Annotated in this window: 15 protein-coding genes; 12 read left to right on the top strand and 3 right to left on the bottom strand. The window is 61.6% G+C overall.

Going from position 1 to position 21,227, the window contains the following annotated elements; all coding sequences use genetic code 11:
• Positions 1-151 precede the first annotated feature (151 nt).
• The 8 genes from ICI42_RS17175 to ICI42_RS17140 all read left to right on the top strand — a co-directional run bounded on the left by ICI42_RS17175 (position 152) and on the right by ICI42_RS17140 (position 7,245).
• Entirely contained in the window at positions 152-727 is a 576-nt protein-coding gene (locus tag ICI42_RS17175) for a GNAT family N-acetyltransferase (protein WP_188165929.1), read from the top strand.
• A 114-nt stretch (positions 728-841) separates the two neighbouring features.
• Positions 842-2,149 (top strand): DUF445 domain-containing protein, encoded by a 1,308-nt coding sequence (locus ICI42_RS17170; RefSeq protein ID WP_407945177.1) that lies wholly within the window; start codon positions 842-844, stop codon positions 2,147-2,149.
• Positions 2,150-2,214: 65 nt separating this feature from the next.
• The gene (locus ICI42_RS17165) at positions 2,215-2,643 is read left to right on the top strand and encodes a phasin family protein (protein ID WP_188165812.1); all 429 of its coding nucleotides are present in this window, start codon (positions 2,215-2,217) and stop codon (positions 2,641-2,643) included.
• 151 nt (positions 2,644-2,794) lie between these two features.
• Positions 2,795-4,300 carry an ATP-binding protein gene (locus tag ICI42_RS17160; protein WP_188165811.1) on the top strand — a complete coding sequence of 502 codons (1,506 nt, stop codon included), beginning with the start codon at positions 2,795-2,797 and terminating at the stop codon, positions 4,298-4,300.
• Between the two features lie 15 nt (positions 4,301-4,315).
• Positions 4,316-4,804: a MaoC family dehydratase gene (locus ICI42_RS17155; RefSeq protein WP_188165810.1), complete on the top strand. Its 489-nt coding sequence runs from the start codon at positions 4,316-4,318 to the stop codon at positions 4,802-4,804.
• A gap of 4 nt (positions 4,805-4,808) precedes the next feature.
• Positions 4,809-5,492 carry a response regulator gene (locus ICI42_RS17150; protein ID WP_188165809.1) on the top strand — a complete coding sequence of 228 codons (684 nt, stop codon included), beginning with the start codon at positions 4,809-4,811 and terminating at the stop codon, positions 5,490-5,492.
• Positions 5,493-5,504: 12 nt separating this feature from the next.
• Positions 5,505-6,371, top strand: coding sequence for an MBL fold metallo-hydrolase (locus ICI42_RS17145; RefSeq protein WP_188165808.1), 867 nt, complete (start codon positions 5,505-5,507; stop codon positions 6,369-6,371).
• A 127-nt stretch (positions 6,372-6,498) separates the two neighbouring features.
• Positions 6,499-7,245: a fumarylacetoacetate hydrolase family protein gene (locus ICI42_RS17140; RefSeq protein WP_188165807.1), complete on the top strand. Its 747-nt coding sequence runs from the start codon at positions 6,499-6,501 to the stop codon at positions 7,243-7,245.
• 70 nt (positions 7,246-7,315) lie between these two features.
• Here the strand turns inward: ICI42_RS17140 and ICI42_RS17135 are convergent, their stop codons facing one another.
• The gene (locus ICI42_RS17135) at positions 7,316-7,654 is read right to left on the bottom strand and encodes a TIGR01244 family sulfur transferase (RefSeq protein ID WP_188165806.1); all 339 of its coding nucleotides are present in this window, start codon (positions 7,652-7,654) and stop codon (positions 7,316-7,318) included.
• A gap of 198 nt (positions 7,655-7,852) precedes the next feature.
• On the opposite strand from ICI42_RS17135, the gene ICI42_RS17130 reads away from it, so the two are divergent.
• The 4 genes from ICI42_RS17130 to ICI42_RS17115 all read left to right on the top strand — a co-directional run bounded on the left by ICI42_RS17130 (position 7,853) and on the right by ICI42_RS17115 (position 19,933).
• A complete protein-coding gene (locus ICI42_RS17130) occupies positions 7,853-8,197 on the top strand; it encodes a RidA family protein (RefSeq protein WP_188165805.1) in 345 nt (114 codons plus the stop codon).
• Between the two features lie 343 nt (positions 8,198-8,540).
• Entirely contained in the window at positions 8,541-17,051 is an 8,511-nt protein-coding gene (locus tag ICI42_RS17125) for a GH36-type glycosyl hydrolase domain-containing protein (protein ID WP_188165804.1), read from the top strand.
• Positions 17,052-17,292: 241 nt separating this feature from the next.
• Positions 17,293-19,065: a glucan ABC transporter ATP-binding protein/ permease gene (locus tag ICI42_RS17120; protein WP_188165803.1), complete on the top strand. Its 1,773-nt coding sequence runs from the start codon at positions 17,293-17,295 to the stop codon at positions 19,063-19,065.
• Between the two features lie 106 nt (positions 19,066-19,171).
• Positions 19,172-19,933 carry a heme ABC transporter permease gene (locus tag ICI42_RS17115; protein WP_188165802.1) on the top strand — a complete coding sequence of 254 codons (762 nt, stop codon included), beginning with the start codon at positions 19,172-19,174 and terminating at the stop codon, positions 19,931-19,933.
• Between the two features lie 47 nt (positions 19,934-19,980).
• On the opposite strand, the gene hisI is transcribed toward ICI42_RS17115, so the two are convergent.
• Positions 19,981-20,436 carry a phosphoribosyl-AMP cyclohydrolase gene (gene hisI / locus ICI42_RS17110; protein WP_188165801.1) on the bottom strand — a complete coding sequence of 152 codons (456 nt, stop codon included), beginning with the start codon at positions 20,434-20,436 and terminating at the stop codon, positions 19,981-19,983.
• Between the two features lie 39 nt (positions 20,437-20,475).
• Entirely contained in the window at positions 20,476-21,108 is a 633-nt protein-coding gene (gene folE / locus ICI42_RS17105) for a GTP cyclohydrolase I FolE (protein WP_188165800.1), read from the bottom strand.
• Positions 21,109-21,227: the final 119 nt, after the last annotated feature.

Genomic DNA, 21,227 nt, shown 5'->3' with positions numbered 1-21,227 from the left:
TCAAGTTTATTGCGCAGCCATCCGCATTGCATCACACGCATGGCAGATATGGCCAGGCGTCGATTGCAATCTGGACCGTGGCGCACAATATGCGCGTCGTCAGCAACTGACATCACTCGCGGGAGGAGCCCACGGGGATTTGAACGTGTATATGCTTGCGCATACCAGGATCGACAGGCCCGCCGGATTGATACGGCAGCTCAGACCCTCCGATCTGTCCCTTTTTACCGATCATCTGAAACGACTTGATGCCGCAAGCCGCCGCGACCGCTTCAACGGCATGACGGACGACGACTACCTTACCGCCTATGCCTATCGATGTTTCCACGAAGGTGTGACCGTTATCGGCTATGTCGAGGACGGCAAGGTGCTTGGTGCAGCCGAGCTTCATGAAATCCCCGACGAAGATGGCGAGCCCACGGCCGAGATCGCGTTCAGTGTCGAACGGTCGTTGCAGCATAAGGGGCTCGGTGGGCGGCTGTTCGAACGGCTGATCGTTCAGGCCGAAGGGTTTGGCTATCAGAGACTGCGCGTGACCACGCACTCCGGCAATGGGGCCATGAAAGCCTTGGCGCGTCGGTTCAATGCGGTTTTGAGCTTCGAGGCCGGCGAGGCGACGGGCGTGATCGAACTCAGCCAGGCCGGCCAGCGCGACGTGATGCACTATCTTAAGGCTGGGTTATCCGCCAAGGTGCAGTCGAACGTTCGCAGTGCCATCGGCAATTGACCCCTGTATCCCACGGTTTGCGAAGGCGCCCCCGCGGCGCCTTTTTGTTTTGGCCGAAGCCGATTGAAGCGCCACACTGTGGGGCCGATATAACGCCATGACCTTTAAAGGACCATGATGGCCTCCGAAAGCACCGCTTCCCCAGACACATCAGCTGCCGCGCAGGCCGTTTCCGATACGGCCAAGCTCAAGGCATTGCGCAGAACCAAGGCGGTTGCCACGGGGGCGCTGCTGATTTGTTTTGCAACGTTTCTGATTGCCCGCAGCCTGCAGGCGCAATGGCCGTGGCTGGCCGTCGTGGCGGCATTCGCCGAGGCGGCGACGATAGGCGGTATCGCCGACTGGTATGCGGTGGTTGCGTTGTTCCGCCGTCCGCTCGGCCTGCCGATCCCGCACACGGCGATCATTCCATCAAACCAGGCGCGAATCGCCGACAATCTCGGCAACTTTATCGAAGCCAACTTTCTTGCGCCCGCGCCGGTGCGTGAAAAACTGGAACAAGTCGATTTTGCCTCCCTCGTTGCCGACTGGCTGGCGGACAAGGATCGTGCCGAGGGCCTGTCGCGCTTTGTCGGGCGGCTCGTTCCGCAGGCGCTGACTGCGGTCGAAGGCTCGGGGCTCAAGGAATTCGTAGGGCAGCGCGTTCTGGAGCAGGTCGAAAAGGTCAATGTGGCGCCGTTGACCGCAGACCTTTTATCGGCCTTCACCGAGGACCGGCGCCACCAGAGGCTGCTCGACGAGTTCATCAAGGTCGTCGGACGGTTCCTCAACGACGAGGATGCGCTTGCGACCATGCGCGAGAAAATTCGGCAGGAATTGCCCTCGGTTTTCAATCTGTTCCGCGCCGATGCCTATCTCCTGAAGCGGATCGTCGCATCGGCGGGGTCGCTGCTCGAAGAGGTTCGCGCCGACCCCGAGCACCCGATGCGACAGGAATTCGACCGTTTCGTCGCCGGTTTTATCGATAAGCTCAAACATTCGGAGAGCTATGCCAGGCGCGCGGAGCGAATGAAGCGAGATTTTCTGGCGCGTCCGGAGCTTCAGGCCCTGGCCGGCGAGATGTGGAAAAGCCTGCGGGATTTCATAGAGCAGGACGTGCGCGCCGACGACTCGCGCATCCGCAGGCATCTGGCCGGGATGTTCGTTGAGGTGGGACGGCAATTGTCGTCCGACCCGCAGATCAGGGCCGATATGAACCAGGGCTTCGTCGTTGCCTTGTCGGCCTTTATCGAGAGCCAGAAGAGCGGTGTTTCGCTGTTCATCGCCGAGCAGGTGAAACGCTGGGACCTCGGTCAGATGACGCGCCTCATCGAACTCAACATCGGCCGCGACCTGCAATATATCCGTTTCAACGGGATGATCATCGGTGGCCTTGCCGGAGTGCTGCTCTACATCGCAGAATATGTGATTATCGCGCCTTAGCGCCTGTCATCTCGCCTACGCAGTTTTCGTGTTGCAATGAAAGTCATCATTCAGCGGAGGAAACCATGAGCCAGAAATCGGAGACCCAGAGTTTCGCGGATATCTTCACGCGCTTCGGCAAGGATCTGAACCTGCCGAGAATGGATATCCAAGCCATCATTGATCATCACCGAAAAAACCTTGAGGCGCTTGAAAGCTCCGCCAAGGCCGTTGCAAGCGGAACGAACTCGCTTGTGAGCCGCCAGCACGAGATGCTGAAGAGCACGCTGGACGAAGTTGCCGAGACCGCGAAAAGCTTCAATTTGCCTCTCGATCCTGTCGAGGCCTATCGGCGCCAGAGCGACTTCGCCCGCAAGACCTTCGAGGCAGCCATAGAAAATGTCGAGGAGCTTTCGACTATACTGTCGAAATCAGGCAGCGAATCGTTCGACATTCTCCGCCAGCGCATGGATGCCGCCATGGCGGAATTTCGCGATGGCTCTACCAAGAAGTAGGGGTGGTCGGGCCGGATATGGCCTCTGCGTCTCTCCTGTGAGTATCGGCAGAGCGGCCGCGCAATACGCGCGCGGGAATGCTAAGGCGGTAGCTGATAACGGGCCGCGGTCCAGGTCGGTGCGGTAGCTTTGGGTTCAACCGGGGGAAGGAATGAAGGTAGCAATCGAGATGGGTGCCGCGCCAGGGGGCGCCAAGGTGCCGCTCGATCTTGAGGAACTGTTGGCCACCCGTCTCTTGGTGCAAGGCAATTCCGGCTCGGGAAAGTCGCATCTGCTGCGCCGGTTGCTCGAACAGAGCGCACCTTGGGTGCAGCAATGCGTCATCGATCCCGAGGGCGACTTCGTAACCCTCGCCGATAAGTTCGGCCATGTCGTGGTCGATGCCCAGCGTACCGAGGCGGAACTGACCCGCATTGCCGGGCGCATCCGGCAGCATCGTGTTTCCGTCGTTCTTAACCTCGAAGGCCTCGACGTCGAGCAGCAGATGCGCGGTGCGGCCGCGTTCCTCAACGGCATGTTCGATGCCGAGCGCGATTTCTGGTATCCGGTTCTCGTCGTCGTCGACGAAGCCCAGCTTTTCGCGCCTGCGGTGGCCGGCGAAGTATCCGACGAGGCGCGACGCACGTCGCTGGGCGCGATGACCAACCTGATGTGCCGGGGGCGCAAGCGAGGGCTTGCCGGCGTCATCGCCACGCAGCGCCTGGCGAAGCTTGCCAAGAACGTGGCGGCGGAAGCCTCGAACTTCCTCATGGGCCGTACTTTTCTCGATATCGACATGGCGCGCGCCGCCGATCTGCTTGGCATGGAACGTCGTCAGGCCGAGATGTTCCGCGACCTGCAGCGTGGCAATTTCGTGGCCCTTGGACCGGCCATGTCGCGCCGCCCGCTGCCGGTGGCCATCGGTGCGGTGGAGACCTCAGCGCGGTCGGTCAGCCCGAAACTGACACCGCTGCCGGAGGCAATGGAAGATGCGCACGAGCTGATCTTCACGGCCGGGCCGGAAGAAATCCAACGTCCAGTGCGGCGTCCGCCGCCACCGGCGCCGACACCGACGGCCGACATCATCGCGCAGCTTTCGCGCGTCGTTGCCGAGCCTGTGCCGGAAGCACAGCCGGTGTTCCCGCTGATCGACGAGACGGAGCGGGAGGCGGCGATCGCCAAGGTGGTGAAGGAAATCGTCGAAGATCCAGACGCAGCTTTCCGTTCCGATTCCGTACTTTACCAGGATTTCCTCGTGCGCTGCCGCATCAGGCGCGTGCAGGGAGAGCCGCTGCCGCTGGCGGCGTTCCGCCGCCGTATCGCCGTCGCCAAATCCGGCGTCGAGGGCGAGACTGCGCATAGCGAGCCGTGGCTGCAGGCGCTGTCGCTGTCATCCGGCCTGCCGGAGGATGTGCAGGGCGTGTTCCTGATCGTGGCGCAGGCCGCTGTGACATCGGCGCCCTGTCCGTCGGATGCCGCGCTAGCGCGCGCCTATGGCAGCCACTCGGCACGCCGCGCCCGCCGGCTTCTCGCTTATTTCGAGGAGCAGGGGCTGGTGGTGGTGCGGACCGATTTCCACGGCAAGCGGTCGGTTGCGTTTCCCGATCTCGGCTGCGAAACTGCGCCAGGCGATCCCGATGCGCCCGACCATGCCGCTACCCAACAGGCAGCAGAATGAAACGAGGATTGGCGCATGGCTGAGAGGACGCTGACATTCGATGACCTTCGGGCGAGTGTCGGGCAGGAACTCGGCGTATCGGAATGGGTGCTCATCGATCAGGAGCGGATCGACGCGTTCGCCAATTGCACGGGCGATCACCAGTGGATTCATGTCGATGTCGCGCGGGCGCGCAAGCGCAGTCCGTTCCGCACCACCATTGCACATGGTTTCCTGACGCTGTCGCTGATCGGCGCGTTGATCCAGGAGTTGCGGATCGTGCCCGAAACCACGCAGGCAGCGGTCAATTACGGGCTGGACAAGGTGCGGTTCCTCTATCCGGTCAAGGCTGGATCTCGGGTCCGGCTCCGCTGCCGGCTGATGTCGATGGAAGACAAGGGACCGCGCCAATATCTTTTGAAGGCCGAGAATACCATCGAAATCGACGGCGAGGAAAAGCCGGCATTGATTGCTGAGACTTTGGTCATGCTTTACGAACGCCGCGCAGTTGCCACATGTACGTGATGCAATGAGCACCGTCGGCGACACCGCACGTTTTTTGATTATCGACGACCATCCGCTGTTTCGCGAGGCGCTGCACAGCGCCGTACAGGCCGCCTATCCCGACGGAGATATGGTCGAGGCGCGTTCGATCGGCGAGGCGCTGGAGCTCTTGAGCGCATCGTCGGCATTCGATCTTGCGTTGCTCGATCTGACGATGCCGGATGTGCAGGGCTTTGATGGGCTGTTGCAGTTCCGCACGCGCTATCCCTGGCTGCCGGTTGTGATCATTTCAGGACACGAAGATCCCAAGATCATCGGCGAGGCGCTTTCCTATGGAGCTGCGGGATTTATCCCCAAATCGGTCCGCAAGGACGAACTTGCCGAGGCCATCCGCACCGTCATGGAAGGCGCGATATCGGTGCCAAAGTACTACCAGGCCGCCGCGCCCGACGCGGGCAGTGCCGACCGCGCGGAACTGGTGCGCCGGCTTGCGATGCTGACACCGCAGCAGCTGCGCGTGCTCAACATGCTGCGCCAGGGCATGCTCAACAAGCAGATCGCTTATGAACTGCAGGTCGGCGAGACCACGGTGAAAGCGCATGTGTCCGAAATCCTGCGCAAGCTGAATGTCTACAGCCGGACCCAGGCGGTGATCGAAGTGTCGAAGCTCGACAATGCGGAGCTGTTTCGCGAGCATGGCGGGTTTTAGGTGGGCGCAAACGTGCATCGGAAGACCGCAGATCGTCTCGTCATTCTCGGTTCCAAAGGCGGACCGGCGATCCGACCGGGTGGGCCATCCCCGACATCTTCGCTGCTTGAGATCGGCGGACGGCGAATCGTGGTGGATTGCGGTCTTGGGGTGACACGCGGCCTGACTGAAGCCGGGCTGTCGCTGAAAGCGCTCGATCTCGTCGTCGTGACCCATCTCCATTCCGATCATGTGCTCGAACTCGGCCCGTTGATCCATACGGCGTGGACAGCCGGTCTCGATTCGCGCGTCACGGTGTTCGGGCCAGCCGGGATTGGCGACCACTGGCAGAGTTTCATCGGCTCCCTGCGCTTCGACATCGACATCCGCATCGTCGACGAGGGCCGGCCTGATATCCGAGACTTGGTTGAGATCGTGGAATTCACCGAAGGCGCCGTGTTTTCCGACTGTGTGCTCTCGATGAGCGCGCTGCGTGTCGACCATCCTCCGGTAATCGATTGTTTCGCTTTGCGAATTGAATACGGCGGGCGCAGCGTCGTCTTTTCGGCGGATACGGCTTATTTTCCGCCGATGGCTGAGTTTGCCAAGGGCGCCGACATCCTGGTGCACGAGGCAATGCTGGCGGAAGGCGTCGACCGCCTCGTCGCCCGCACAGGCAACGGCGCACGGCTGAAGGACCATCTGTTGGCAAGCCACAGCATGGCAGAGGACGCAGGACGCATTGCGGAGGCAGCTGGTGTCGGACACCTCGTGCTCAACCATCTCATCCCGGCCGACGATCCAGAGATCGGCGCAAAGGACTGGATAGAAGCGACGCGCAAGACCTGGTCCGGCCCGCTGACAATCGGCCACGACGGACTGGTTGTGACGATTTATTAGTTGGCTGTCCATTGCTGGGGAACGGCCCCGCTCTCCAAATCTCCACCAAGAACAGCTTTCGCACTTGACGCGGGACGCATGCGGGCATGTTCTTCTCATACGGCAATTGCCGCTACGGGAGGAATGAATGAAGCTTGCATCGCTCAAGGACGGCTCGCGCGACGGGAAACTGGTGGTGGTGTCGCGTGACCTGACGCGTTACACCGACGCATCCTTCCTGGTGCCGACGCTGCAGCGCGCGTTGGATGACTGGAACCGCATCGTGCCGCATCTTCAGACGCTGGCGCAATCGCTCGAACTTGGTGCGGTTCCCTGGCAGCGCTTCCACGAACATGACGCCTTGTCGCCTTTGCCGCGCGCTTACCAGCGTGTCGGGGGAGGGGACGCTTTCATCGGGCCGCGGGACGATGTTGTGTTGCCAAGCGCTGAGGCCGCGATCCAAGCCGGGCTTGCCGCGATCACGCTGGATATTCCCGTCGGAGAGGCCGATGCGGCTCGGGACGGTATCGCCTTGATGATGCTGTCCGTCGACATCGTCGTCGGCGGTGAGGCCGGGGTCTCGGCGTTTTCGCCTGTCGCCGTCACTCCAGACGAGATCGAAGGCGCTGAAATTTCCGTGCTTCAGTCATCGAACGGCAAGGCTGTGGCCGAGACGTCTGTGTCCACTGACTTCGGCGAGGTGCTGGAGAAAAGACTGAATGTCAGCGCGCTTTCAGCTGGCGCTGTTGTCGGTCGGCCCGCGGGCGGGGCGAAGCCGCTCGCCGAAGGCGATCTTCTGCGGCTTGAGGCGAAGGGCAGCGACGGCCATTCGATTTTCGGCGCCATCGAGCAGAAGGCGTCGCGCAAGGCAGTCAATACGCCGCTGGCGGCCTGACGCCGGGGTAGGGCAACTCGGCAACCACGGCGCATGGCGCCGTGGTTGCCGGAACGACAGTGCCGCCGTTTTAGCCTTTGCTCTGCTGGATCATCATATAAAGGTTCGCGCAGCGAGTCCCCGAGCGACAATAGGCAAAGACCGGGCCTTCGAGGTCTTCCAGCGCGGAGGCCATTTCGGATACGTTGTCAGGTGTGATCTGACCGCTGACGACGGGAATATAGCGGAAGGTGAGACCGGCGGCCTCGACCGCCTCGCGCACGCTGTCGGCAGAGGGCTGCCCCGCCTGCTCGTCGTCCGGACGGTTGCAGATGACGCTCTTGAAGCCCGCCGCCTTCACCGCACCGACATCTTCCGGCTCGATCTGGGGCGAAACCGAAAAATCCTCGGTCAATTGACGATATTCCATGGCGATCCTCATTGTTTCGAGTGAAGCGTGAGCCTCTCGGTCTTCTGGGCGAAAGTCATGCCACCGGCGTCCCCGCCAATCAAGCCATGCGTGTGCGGCAACCGGCACAGATCTAGCCATGCCGCTTGCACATCCCGGCAAAGGCCTTCATTAGCAGGGCGCGCCCGTGCGCAGCATGTAAGAAAGAAGGATTTCATCATGAGCATTCGCCGCATCGACGTTGGTCCCCGCATGACCGATATCGTCATTCACAACAACACCGTTTATCTCGCCGGTCAGGTCGGCGCGCCTGGCGAAAGCGTAACGGTTCAGACCCAGTCGGTGCTCGACCAGATCGATGCCGCCCTGGCAAAGGCCGGCACCGACAAGACCAAGATTTTGCAGGCCATCATCTGGCTGGCCGATATGTCGACCTTCGCCGAGATGAATGCCGTCTGGGACAAGTGGGTGCCGCAGGGCCACACGCCGGCGCGCGCGACGGGCGAGGCCAAGCTGGCGACGCCGGATTACAAAGTCGAGATCATCATTACCGCGGCAATCTGATCGATCGCCGCTACGTCGCGGTGGATCGTGCAAAGCTCGCGGCGAGCTGACCGGCGGAAACATAATGATAAAAAATGTTTCCGCTCCAGAGGCTTGCACCCCGTTGTAAGCGTCCGGTGCCTTGCTTAAAATGCAGGCGCTTGGGATGTCCAGACGTGAACAAAAGCCCGATCCTGTGTTCGGGCTTTTTGGTGTAAGGTTGTCTGAGCATGCAAACCCTACCGATCCAAATTATCACCCGTCTACTCGGCTGTCATGCAACCAAACCATACCTGAAACGGTTTAGGTGGATTGCGCCTCCTTATGTGTGTGAATTTTTTCTGCTGAACGGACCAATAGTTGAATGAATAGCCAGACCGACCCGCGCCGGACAGAAACCCACCATCACATTCCGGCGGAGGCCGAACAGCCTATCCGAGGTCCGTTCCTGCATGAGGACCGCCTGCGAGCCCTCGGTCAGAGCCTGGCGCGGCGGGAAATCACCGATTTTCAAGGGTTGCACAGCTTCGATTTCCAGGCCCGCATCCGCGAAAATGCCGATAAAATTCTCAAGGTCTACCGCGATACCAACGCCGCGCAGGTGAAGGGCGAGACGATCACGCCTGCCGCGCAATGGCTGCTCGACAACAACTATCTCGTCGAAGAGACGATTTTTCAGGTCAAGCGCGACCTTCCGCGCCGTTTCTATCGCGAGCTGCCGCAATACGATCTTCCCGGCGGCGGACGGGTGCCGCGCACACTGGTGATCGCCTGGCTTTATGTCGCCCATTGCGACAGCTCGGTCTCGGCGCAAAGTTTCAAGAGCATCGTCGAGAGCTACCAGTCGGTCGAGCCGATGAGCATCGGCGAGTTGTGGGCGCTTCCGTCGTTGCTGCGCTTCGTGCTGATCGAAAACCTTCGCCGCATCGCCGTTCGCGTCAACCGCGCGCGTGAGATGCGCTCCATCGCCAATGAAGTCGCCGACAAGGTCGTCGCCACCGAGAACAACGACCAGGATCGCCGCATTCTTTCCGCCTATACGGAACACGCGCGCGATACGACCTTCTCGACGCAACTGCTCTATCGCTTGCGCGACGGCTCGCAAAATGCCGGCGATGCGCTGATGTGGCTCGAAAGCGAGCTGGAGCGGTCCGGTTCGGATGCGGAAGACATCATCCGCCGCGAGCATCTGACGCTCTCCAGCGGCAATGTGACGACCGGCAACATCATCCGTGGCCTGCGCCAGCTCAACGACCAGGACTGGACGGTCTGGTTCGAGGATGTCAGCCGCGTCGACCTGCTTTTGCGCGAGCGTACGAATCTGTCTTCGCTCGATTTTTCGTCGCGCGATCAGTACCGCACCGAGATCGAGGATCTGGCGCGCTATTCGAAGCTGACGGAATACGAGGTCGCCGAGCGCGTGATCGAAAAAGCAGTTGCCGAGGACGCGGATATCGGCTTTTTCCTCGTCGGCTCGCGCCGGCAGGAATTCGAGAAGGCCATCGGATACAAGCCGAAACTGTCTTCGAAGACCAAGCGCGCCTTTCGCGCCACCGGCTGGGTGGGTATCGCGCTGCCTGTCTTCCTGCTGACCATGCTGCTGCTGTTGATGACCGGGGCAGCTCTCACCAATCTGGGCCTGTCGACTGGCGCCATTGTATTGATGCTGGTTCTGTTTGCCGTGCCGGCGAGCGAAGGCGCACTTGCTTTCTTTAACACGGTGGTTCTGCAGTTTCTCAAGCCGACACGGCTCGTGGGCTACGAGTTCGAACAGGGCGTGCCCGAGGAGGCCAGAACGCTTGTCGTCATGCCGTCGCTTATCGGCTCACGCGACGATGTCGAAGAGAATATCCGCAATCTCGAGGTTCACTACCTCGCCAACATGTCGGGCGAGCTTCATTTCGCGCTGCTTTCGGACTGGCCTGACAGCAAGGAGGAAGTCGCCACCGGCGACCGCGAAATCCTCGACCACGCCCGCGCCGAGATAGACCGGCTCAACCAGCGCTATCCCAGCGAAGGCGCACCACGCTTCTATCTTCTGCACCGCCGGCGCCTCTACAATCCGGCGGAAGGATGCTGGATGGGCTGGGAGCGCAAGCGCGGCAAGCTGCACGAGCTGAACATGCTTCTGCGCGGAGACGCCTACACCACCTTCCTGCCGACCCAGGCGCCGCTTCCCGAAAACGTCGTCTATGTGATGACGCTGGATGCAGATACGCGCATGACGCGCGACGTGGTCACCCGCCTGGTGGGCAAGCTTTGCCATCCGCTCAACCGTCCGCAGTTCGATGATGAAGGGCACATCGTTGCCGGCTATTCGATCCTGCAGCCTCGCGTCACGCCGTCGCTGACGACGGGCGATGAGGCCTCGTTCTTCCAGCGTGTCTTTTCCGCAAATCGCGGCCTCGACCCTTATGTGTTCGCCGTGTCCGATCTCTATCAGGACGTCTTCGGCGACGGCACCTTCACCGGCAAGGGCCTCTATCACGTCGACGCCATGGAACGCGCGCTGAAGGGGAAGATCGCCGAAAACACCATCCTCAGCCACGACCTTCTGGAAGGCGCGCTGTCGCGTTCGGCCCTGGTTACCGACGTCGAGGTGGTTGAGGATTACCCGACCCGCTATTCGGTCGATGCTTCGCGCCAACATCGCTGGGTGCGCGGCGACTGGCAGCTCCTGAGCTTCATCTTCGATCCCAAGTCGGGCGTTCCCGCACTGTCGCGCTGGAAGATGATCGACAATCTTCGCCGTTCCATTACACCCATCTTCTGGGTGCTTGCGGCTATCGCCGGCTGGACTTTCCTGCCTTTCACCCAGGCCGCCCAGTGGCAGGCGCTGTTGATCCTCAGCCTGTTCATGGCGCCGACCTTCGACATCGTCGATTCCATTCTGCCCAAGAGCCGCGACGCAACGCCCAAGGGTCATTTCACGGCGCTGGCTCGGGACGTGGTGTTCGGCACCGCAATGGTGGCGATGAAGGTGGTGCTTATCGCGCATCAGGCCTGGATGATGGCCGATGCGATCATCCGCACCCTCTACAGGCTGTTCGTCAGCCGCAAGAACATGCTGGAATGGCGCACTGCGTCGCAGGCGCACAAGTCGAGCGGCAGCGGCGTCAGCGATTATTATTCGATGATGTATGGCGCCGTTGTCATCGCGATCATCGGTTTGTTGATCCCGGTCGCCGCCGATTCCACCGGCGCCTTCGTCGGCTTCTTCTTCGCCATCTTCTGGGCCGGCTCTCCCGCCTTTGCCTGGCTCGTCAGCCGTTCGGCCGAAACCGAAGACAGGCTCATCCTGTCGCAGGGCGACATGAACGCGCTGCGCATCGTGGCGCGTCGTACCTGGCATTATTTCGAAACTCTGACGACCGAGGACCAGAACCACCTTCCGCCGGACAATTTCCAGGAGAACCCGGTGCCTGTCCTGGCGCAGCGCACGTCGCCGACCAATGTCGGCGTCTATCTCCTATCGGTGGTGTCGGCGCGCGATTTCGGCTGGATCAGCTTGACCGAAGCCGTTGACCGCATCGACAAGACGGTGACCACCATCGAACGCATGGAGCGCTACAAGGGGCATCTCTACAACTGGTACGAGACGCACACGCTTCGGCCGATGTACCCGCTTTATGTCTCCGCGGTCGACAGCGGCAATCTTGCCGGCCATCTCGTAGCGGTGGCGGCAGCCTGCGCCGAATGGGCGGAAACGCCTTCCGTACACCTGCAGGGCGATTTTGACGGGGTTCTCGATGTCGTTGCGATCCTTGAGGAAAGCCTTGCGGACCTGCCTGACGATCGGCGCCAGCTCCGCCCGCTGCGCCAGCGGCTGAGCGACCGTCTCGACGGCATGCGCCGCTCGGTTCTGACGATCAAGTCAGCGCCGGAAATGGCGTCGATCCGTACCATCAACCTGACCGTGCTTGCCGGCGAAATCCGCAAGCTGGCCGGCGCCATCCATACCGAAATGGCATCGTCACGCAGTGAAATCCTCGCCGATTGGGCAGTGCGGCTCGCAGCCACCTGCGAAGCGCATCTCAAGGATTCGCACGCCGACGACAGGGCGGTGGAGGCGCTTCGCGCAAAGCTCCTGGAGCTTCGGGAACGCTCGCGCAAATTCGCCTTCGAGATGGATTTCTCCTTCCTGCTCCGGCAGGAACGCAAGCTTCTGTCCATCGGCTACCGGGTCGAAGAGCACCAGCTCGACGAGAGCTGTTACGATCTCATGGCGTCGGAAGCGCGCCTGACGAGCCTGTTCGCCATTGCAAAGGGCGATCTGCCGACCGAGCATTGGTTCCGCCTGGGCCGCCCGATCGTCGAGATCGGCTTCCAGGGTGCGTTGATGTCCTGGTCAGGCTCGATGTTCGAATATCTGATGCCGCCATTGGTGATGAAGGAGCCGCAGGGCGGGCTGCTCAACCAGACAAGCAAGCTGATCATCCGCCGGCAGATCCAGTACGGGCGTTCCAAGGGCATTCCGTGGGGCATCTCGGAAGCCGCCTATAATGGCCGCGACCGCGAGATGAACTACCAGTACACCAATTTCGGCGTGCCGGGCCTGGGCCTCAAGCGCGGTCTGGCGGAAAACACCGTCATCGCCCCCTATGCGACGGTGCTGGCCGCGCAGTTCATGCCGCACGAAGCCGTGCAGAACCTCAAGCGGTTGCGCGCCGTGGGCGCTCTCGGCCGCCACGGCTATTACGATGCCGTCGACTACACGCCGCAGCGGGTGCCCGAGGGCACCGACCATGCGGTGGTCTACAATTACTACGCACACCATCAGGGCATGACGATCGCAGCGGTTGCCAATGCGATTTTCGAGGGCCGGCTGCGCGACCGTTTCCACAGCGATCCGGTGATTGAGGCAGCCGAGTTGTTGCTGCAGGAGAAAGCGCCACGCAACATACCGGCTGCGACCGTGCGGACGGAAGCCGACGAGCGCACCAAGGTCGACATGGACGACCATTCCGGCGACACGCGCATCATCCTGAATCCGAGCCACTCGCTCCGGTCGACCAGCCTGATGTCCAATGGCCGCTATTCGGTCATGGTCACTGCTACAGGCTCCGGCTACAGCCGCTGGAACGATGTCGCCGTCACGCGCTGGCAGGCAGACCCGACCGAAGACCGGATGGGCAGCTACATCTTTCTGCGCGACACCGACAGCGGCGAGTGGTGGTCGGCCACCAGCCAACCGAAAAAGGCGGAAGGCGAGCAGTCGCAGACCTATTTCTCCGACGACAAGGCCAGCTTCGTGAAGGTGGTCGGCAAGGTGCGGTCGGAGGTGGAGTGCATCGTCGTCTCGGAAGGCAATGGCGAGGCCCGCCGGGTCACCATCTGGAACGATACGTCCGTCGACCGGCATATCGAGGTGACGTCGTATACCGAACTCGTGCTCGCGCCCGAAGCCGCCGACCAGGCGCATCCAGCCTTCTCCAAGATGTTCGTCGAGACGGATATCGTCGACAACGGCAGCACGATCATCGCGGAACGGCGTAAGCGCTCGTCGAGCGAGCCGTCGGCCGTCTTCGCGCATTTCGTCACCGACCTGTCGGGCCTGGCGCGCGACACCGAGGTCGAAACCGACCGACGCGCCTTCATTGGCCGTGGACGCAGCATCGCCAATCCGGCGGCATTCGATAAAGGCGCGAAACTCGCCGGTCAATCGGGCTTCACGCTCGATCCCATCGCTTCGCTGCGGCGGCGTGTGCGCGTTCCGGCAAACAAGAAAGTCTCGTTGACCTTCTGGAGCGTGGTCGGAGCCGAACGGAAGGAAGTCGAGGAGGCCGTTGCGCGTCTCGACCATCCGGAGAGCTTTTCCCGGCAGGCCATGCTGGCCTGGACCCGCTCGCAGGTTCAGACCCGCCACATGGGCATCACGCTTACCGACGCGGCCAATGTGCAAAAGCTTGCGCGCTATCTGCTGTATCCGGATTCGTCTCTCAGGGTGCCGGCGGAAACCATCGCCTCGGGCCTCGGCCGCCAATCCGACCTGTGGCCGGTCAGCATTTCGGGCGATCATCCGATCTTGGCGCTGCGCATCGATGACATCGCCGATATCGAGATCGTCAGTCAGGCGCTGCGCTTCCAGGAATATATCCGGTCGCGCGGTCTCGTCTTCGACCTTGTCATCGTCAATGAGCAGGCGTCTTCCTACGTGCAGGACCTGCAACAGGCCATCGAGTTTCAGTGCGAGAACAGCCGTCTGCGTGGCGGCGAGCTCGGGCCGCGCCAACATATTTTCGCCGTTCGCCGCGACCTGATGGACGAGGCGACCTACAAGACGCTGCTCGGCGTGGCACAAGTTGCTCTGCATACGCGCAACGGCCGCATCTTCGACCAGATCGAGCGTGCGGAAATGGCCGCGATCCAGCTCCGCGAAACCGCGCAGGCAGCCCAGGGCACGTCATCAGGCAAGAGCCTCGCCGTCGTTCCTGCATTCCAGCCGCAGGTGCGTCAGGCGGACGGCAGCGGCTTGGACTACTGGAACGGCTTTGGCGGCTTCGATAAGAATGGCGCGGAATATGTCGTCCGTCTGGCAGGCAGCCGGTACACCCCCCAGCCGTGGGTCAATGTCATCTCGAATGCATCTTTCGGCTTCCACGTTTCCGCCGAAGGCGCAAGCTTCACCTGGAGCCGCAACAGCCGCGACTACCAGCTGACGCCTTGGTCGAACGATCCCGTCGTCAATCGTCCGGGCGAGGGCGTGTTCATCTTCGATCATGCCGGCGCCCGCGCATTCTCACCGCTGGCCTCGGTCGTGCGCGACCCTGCCATGACCTATGAAGCGCGGCACGGGCAGGGCTATTCGACCTTCCATGCCCGGCGCGGCAATCTTACCATGGACCTGACCCATGTGGTCGATCAGTCCGATCCGGTGCGTGTCTCGCGCCTCAGGCTTGCCAATGCTGGTGCCTTACCCGTTCGGCTGAAGGTCTACCTTTATGCGGAGTGGGTGCTGGGCACCAACCGCGCGCGTTCTGGACCGGCCATCGTTCCGACCTACAATGCAGAACACGGCGTCCTTTTGGCCCGCAACCCCTATAGCCTGGACTACAGCGACCGGGTCGCCTTCATGGCGAGCGACTCTGCGCCGCACAGCGTGACCAGCGATCGCCGGGAGTTCATCGGCGTCGACGGATCCATCGCAACTCCGGTTGCGGTGCTCGCGGGTAAGGACTTGTCCGACAAGGTCGAGGCCGGCGACGACATCTGCTCCGCGCTGGCGCGCGAGGTAGAGGTGCCGGCCGGCGGTGCTGTGGATTTGCTGTGGATTCTCGGCGACGCCGGCTCCGAAACCGAAGCGGCGGAACTCGTCGAGAGACATCGCGCGAAGAGCTTCGACGAGCGCCTGACATCGATTGCCGGCGAATGGGACGCGTTTCTCGGTACGCTGCAGGTCGAGACGCCCGACAAGGCATTCGACGCCATGGTCAATCGTTGGCTGCCCTATCAGGCGCTCGCATGCCGCATCCGCGCGCGCTCGGCCTTCTACCAGGCAAGCGGCGCCTTCGGGTTCCGCGATCAATTGCAGGATACGCTTTCGCTGCTCCTGCACGATCCATCGCTGGCGCGGGACCAAATCCTGAACGCCGCACGCCGGCAGTTCAAGGAAGGGGACGTGCAGCATTGGTGGCTGCCAAAGACGGGTGCCGGTGTCCGCACCATGATCTCTGACGACGTCGTTTGGCTCGCCTACGGTGTGGCCCGCTATGTCGACGTGACTGGCGACCGCTCGCTTCTGGACGAGCAGGTGCCGTTTATCGAGGGCGACGCGCTCCAGGACGGCGAACACGATTCTTTCTTCACGCCGCAGGTCAGCGAGGAGAGCGTGTCCGTCTATGACCATTGCGTGCGCGCTCTTGCGCTGGCCATGCAGCGGAGCAGCGATTCCGGCATCCCCCTCATCCTGGGTGGCGACTGGAACGACGGCATGAACCGCGTCGGCGAGAAGGGAAAGGGCGAAAGCGTATGGCTTGCCTGGTTCCTGCTCAAGACGCTCGGCGATTTCGGCGTCATCGGTCGTGAGCGCGGCGACAAGGCCAATGCCAAGCGGTGGAAAGACCATGCCGCGAAGCTGAAGACCGCCATCGAAACCACTGCCTGGGATGGCCAATGGTACCGCCGTGGCAGCTTCGACGACGGCACGCCCTTGGGCTCGCGCGACTCGGACGAGTGCCAGATTGATTCCATCGCGCAGTCGTGGAGCGTCTTGTCGGGCCAGGGTGACCCGGAGCGGGCCAAGATCGCCATCGAGCAGGTCTTCGAACAACTCGTTGACGACGAGGCCAAGGCGATCAAGCTGTTTACGCCGCCCTTCTCGGGCACCGAACAGGATCCCGGTTATATCAAGAGCTATCCGCCGGGCGTGCGCGAGAATGGCGGTCAATATACCCACGCGGCGACGTGGTTCGTCATTGCACTTGCCGAAATGGGGCGGGTCGATGATGCCTATCGCTGCTTTGCCATGCTCAATCCAGTCAATCACGCGCCGGATGAGGCGGAGGCGGAACGCTACCGCGTGGAACCCTATGTCGTTGCCGCCGACGTCTATGGCGAGGACTTCAAAAAGGGCAGGGGCGGCTGGACCTGGTACACCGGCTCCGCTGGATGGCTTTACCGTGCGGGCGTCGAAGGTATCCTCGGTATCGGCCGCAAGGGGGACCGCATTACGCTGACGCCGAGAATTCCGAGCCATTGGGATGGCTATTCCGCCACGCTCAAAGCGGCGGACGGCACCTACAGGTTGCGGGTTACGCGCGATAGCACCACCACCGCTATGACTGTCGAAGTCGGCGGCAAAGCCTCGGAAGCCGACGGCTTTGCCTTGCAGGGCATAGGTGAGTTCGATGTCACGGTGCGTCTGCCGCCGGCTTGAAACACGGCCTTCTTGACAAGGTGAGACACCCGCGCGGAGCGGGTGTTACGCGATTGTATCGACCCGGAATTTTTCGTTACTTCTCAATCCGTTACGTGATCACGGCAGATTACGCGGCGTTGCTATGTTTTGTTCAGAAAATGTGAACGGGATCATCATTTGCGCATTGTGTTCTTCTAAGCCAATAGCTAGGTGTGTTGCGATTTTGCAGCGCACAATGGCAGATTGACGGAGTAACGCGGTGTCATTGTTACAGGTTTATACCCGAGCCTTGCGGTACCTCACCGCTGACGGGTCGAAAGTCGCTTTGATTTGCGCTGCCAACATTGTGCTGGCGATCGTTACGATCGCTGAACCAATTTTGTTCGGCCGTATCATCGACGCCATAACAGACAAGACCGATGTGTTTCCGACGATGGCCTTGTGGGCCGGGTTCGGCGCCTTCAACATTATCGCATTCGTTTGGGTTGCGCGCGGCGCGGACCGGATCGCGCATTCCATGCGCGGACAGGTGTTGTCCAGCTCATTCGAGCGGATGATCACCATGCCGCTCTCTTGGCATCACAACCGCGGCACCTCGAACTCGCTGCATACGCTGATCCGTGCGATGGACGCGCTGTTTGCGCTGTGGCTCGAATTCATGCGCACTCACTTGGCCACTGCCGTCGCTTTGGCCTTGCTGGTGCCCACCGCCCTGTCTCTGGACATTCGGATGACCGCCGTGCTCGGGGTGCTTGGCGTGGTTTATTTCGCGATCAGCCGTTTGGTGATCCGTAAGACCAAGGAAGGCCAGGCTTCGGTCGAGAAGCACCATCATCGCGTGTTCTCGCATGTGTCGGACTCGATCACCAATGTGGCCGTTCTGCAGAGCTACAACCGCATTGGCCACGAAGCCGAAGCGCTGAAGACCTATGTGCGGTCGTTGATCGACGCTCAGAATCCGGTTCTCGACTGGTGGGCCTTGGCTTCGGCCATGCATCGCCTGGCTTCGACCGTGTCGATGATGATCATCCTGCTCATCGGTGCCTGGCTGGTCAGCCTCGGTCAGCTGAAGATTGGCGATGTCGTTGCCTTCATCGGTTTTGCGACGCTGCTGATCTCGCGCCTCGACCAGGTTTCGAACTTCGCCAACCAGATCTTCGACTCGCGTGCCAAGCTGGAAGAGTTCTACCGCTTCGAGGACGAGTCGTCCGAGGGCGAAGAACAGGAAGGCCTGCGCGAGCTTGAAAACGTGACCGGACATGTGCGCTTCGAGAATGTCAATTTCCGCTTTCCGAATTCCGGGCAGGGTGCTTCCGACGTCTCCTTCGAAGTCTCCGCCGGCCAGACGGTCGCTATTGTAGGCCCGACGGGTGCGGGCAAGACGACGATCATCAACCTGCTGCAGAGGGTCTACACCCCCGACTCCGGCCGGATCCTGATCGACGGCATCGATATACGGTCGGTGTCCAAGCGCTCGCTGCGTCACTCGATCGCCACCGTCTTCCAGGACGCCGGTCTGTTGAATCGCTCTATCGAGGAGAATATCCGTGTCGGTCGCGCCACCGCGACCTATGAGGAGGTCCATGCCGCAGCCCAGGCTGCCGCGGCCCAGGACTTCATCCTCAACAAGAGCGAAGGCTATGACACGGTGGTCGGCGACCGTGGCGGTCAGCTTTCGGGTGGCGAACGTCAGCGTATCGCGATTGCACGTGCGATCCTGAAGTCTGCACCGATCCTGGTGCTGGACGAGGCGACGAGCGCGCTCGACGTCGAGACCGAAAACCAGGTGAAGGACGCCATCGATGGGCTTCGCCAGGGGCGCACGACATTCGTCATCGCCCATCGTCTCACCACGGTTCGGGATGCCGATCTGGTCATCTTCATGGACAAGGGCGAGATCGTCGAGATGGGCGGCTTTGCCGAACTGTCGAACCAGAGCGGCCGGTTTGCCTCGCTGTTGCGCGCTGGCGGTCTTCTGGACGACGACAAGGTTCGCCGCGTCACCCATGTCCAGCATGACGAAGCGGCCTGATCGCGCTTCGAAGAAAATCCTACCGAGGCCGGCTTATCGCCGGCCTTTCTTTTGGCTGATTGCGCAAGGTGTTGATTGCGGGTAGCGCATCGGGATATTGAGGGCCATGACCGAGACGACTTCATCCTGGCGCCTTTCCGATCTGGCCAATCCAACGCGCTTCCTGAGCCTTGCCGATACCGTTGTGCCGTGGCTTGCGGGCGCGTCCGCCGTGGTCATCGCGCTTGGTCTGTATCTCGGCTTCGCTGCGCCCGTGGACTACCAGCAGGGCTCCACCGTGCGGATCATGTATATCCACGTGCCCTTCGCATGGCTTTCGATGATGTGCTACTCGCTTATGGCTGTTGCGGCACTCGGCACGCTGGTCTGGCGGCATCCGCTCGCCGACGTGGCGCTCAAGTCAGCGGCTCCGATCGGGGCGACGTTCACCGCTCTGGCGCTGCTCACCGGTTCGATCTGGGGCAAGCCGATGTGGGGAACCTGGTGGGTCTGGGATGCGCGCCTGACCTCGGTCTTCGTGCTGTTTCTGATGTATCTCGGGATCATAGCGCTCACCCGGGCGCTCGACGATCCGGCGCGGTCGGCGCGGGCTGCCGCCGTTATCACGCTGGTCGGCTTCATCAACGTGCCGATCATCAAGTTTTCCGTCGATTGGTGGAATACGCTGCACCAGCCCGCATCGGTGTTTCGGCTCGACGGGCCGACCATCCATTCCAGCCTGTTGTGGCCGCTTCTGGTCATGGCTGTCGGCATGTCGCTGCTGTTCTTCACGCTGCATCTGATGGCGATGCGCACGGAAATTCTGCGGCGGCGCGTAATGGCGATGCGTCAGATCGCGGCGCGCCGGGCGGAACGCCAGCGCGGATAGCCGCATCTTCCGGCGCCCGGATGCCCGTCGCGCAGGCGCTGGTTCGTTCAGCTTTTGCGGTAGGTTTCGTCAGCATCGAACAAGGGCGAACTGCCGTCATCCGATAGCACCGCAGAACCGCCAGAAACTCCCACCTTGCGGTAGAAGCAGGAGCGACGGCCGGTATGGCATGTGGCATCGTGGCCCGCGACCTGAACGCGGAGCCAGACGGCGTCCTGGTCGCAATCGGTGCGGATTTCCACCACCGTCTGCAGATTGCCGGATGTCTCGCCCTTTTTCCAAAGTGCATTGCGCGAGCGCGACCAGTAGTGGGCGATGCCGGTCTCGAGCGTCAATGCCAGCGCTTCGGCGTTCATGTGGGCAACCATCAGGAGCATGCCGTCCGCAGCATCTGTGACGACGGCGGTTATGAGCCCACTTGCGTCAAAGCGCGGCGTAAACGACGTGCCTTCTTCCAATTGCTTCTTGTCGGTCGGGCTTTTCTCGAAAGCGATGGCGGCCATTGCCGGCTCCTGTATAGGCGCCGGCCAGGACCCAAGGGGTCAGACGCCCGCACGCACCATGGTGACGAACCGGACCTGCTCTTCGGGGGTGTCCCGAAAAACGCCGGTGAAGGTGGAGGTCAGGGTCGATGATCCCTGTTTGCGGATGCCGCGCATGGCCATGCACATATGCTCGGCCTCGATCATGACGGCAACGCCGCGCGGATTTAGCACATCCTGGATGACGCCCGCAATCTGCGCGGTCATCGCTTCCTGCGTCTGCAGGCGGTGGGCGAATATGTCGACCACACGGGCGATTTTGGAGAGCCCCACCACTTTGCCGTCCGGGAGATAGCCGACATGCGCCTTGCCGATGATCGGCACCATGTGATGCTCGCAATGCGAATGGAACTGAATATCCCGGACGATGACGAGATCGTCATAGCCGGCGACTTCCTCGAAGGTCCGGCCGAGTTCCTCGGCGGGGTTCATGTCGTAGCCGCCGAACATCTCGCGATATGCCTTGGCAACGCGGCGCGGCGTATCGACCAGACCCTCGCGATCCGGGTTATCGCCCGTCCAACGCAGCAGGGTTCGCACGGCAGCCTCGACTTCATCCTGACTGGGGCGGTCGGTAGAAGGTCTTTCCAGATTTTCCGACTTCGGCATCAGCTTCTTGATCACGGCATCCATTTCGGCGTCTCCCGTAGTCTCCACTCTTGATGGTGGAAACGAGTTGAACGGACCACAGCCGCTTGCGATTTCCGGACGAACCGTGCCAATCCAAAGCTGCGAGGTAGTCTCGGCACTCT

Source organism: Oryzicola mucosus, from assembly GCF_014534685.1.
Classification (GTDB): domain Bacteria; phylum Pseudomonadota; class Alphaproteobacteria; order Rhizobiales; family Rhizobiaceae; genus Oryzicola; species Oryzicola mucosus.
This window is presented reverse-complemented; position numbering and strand designations above follow the sequence as displayed.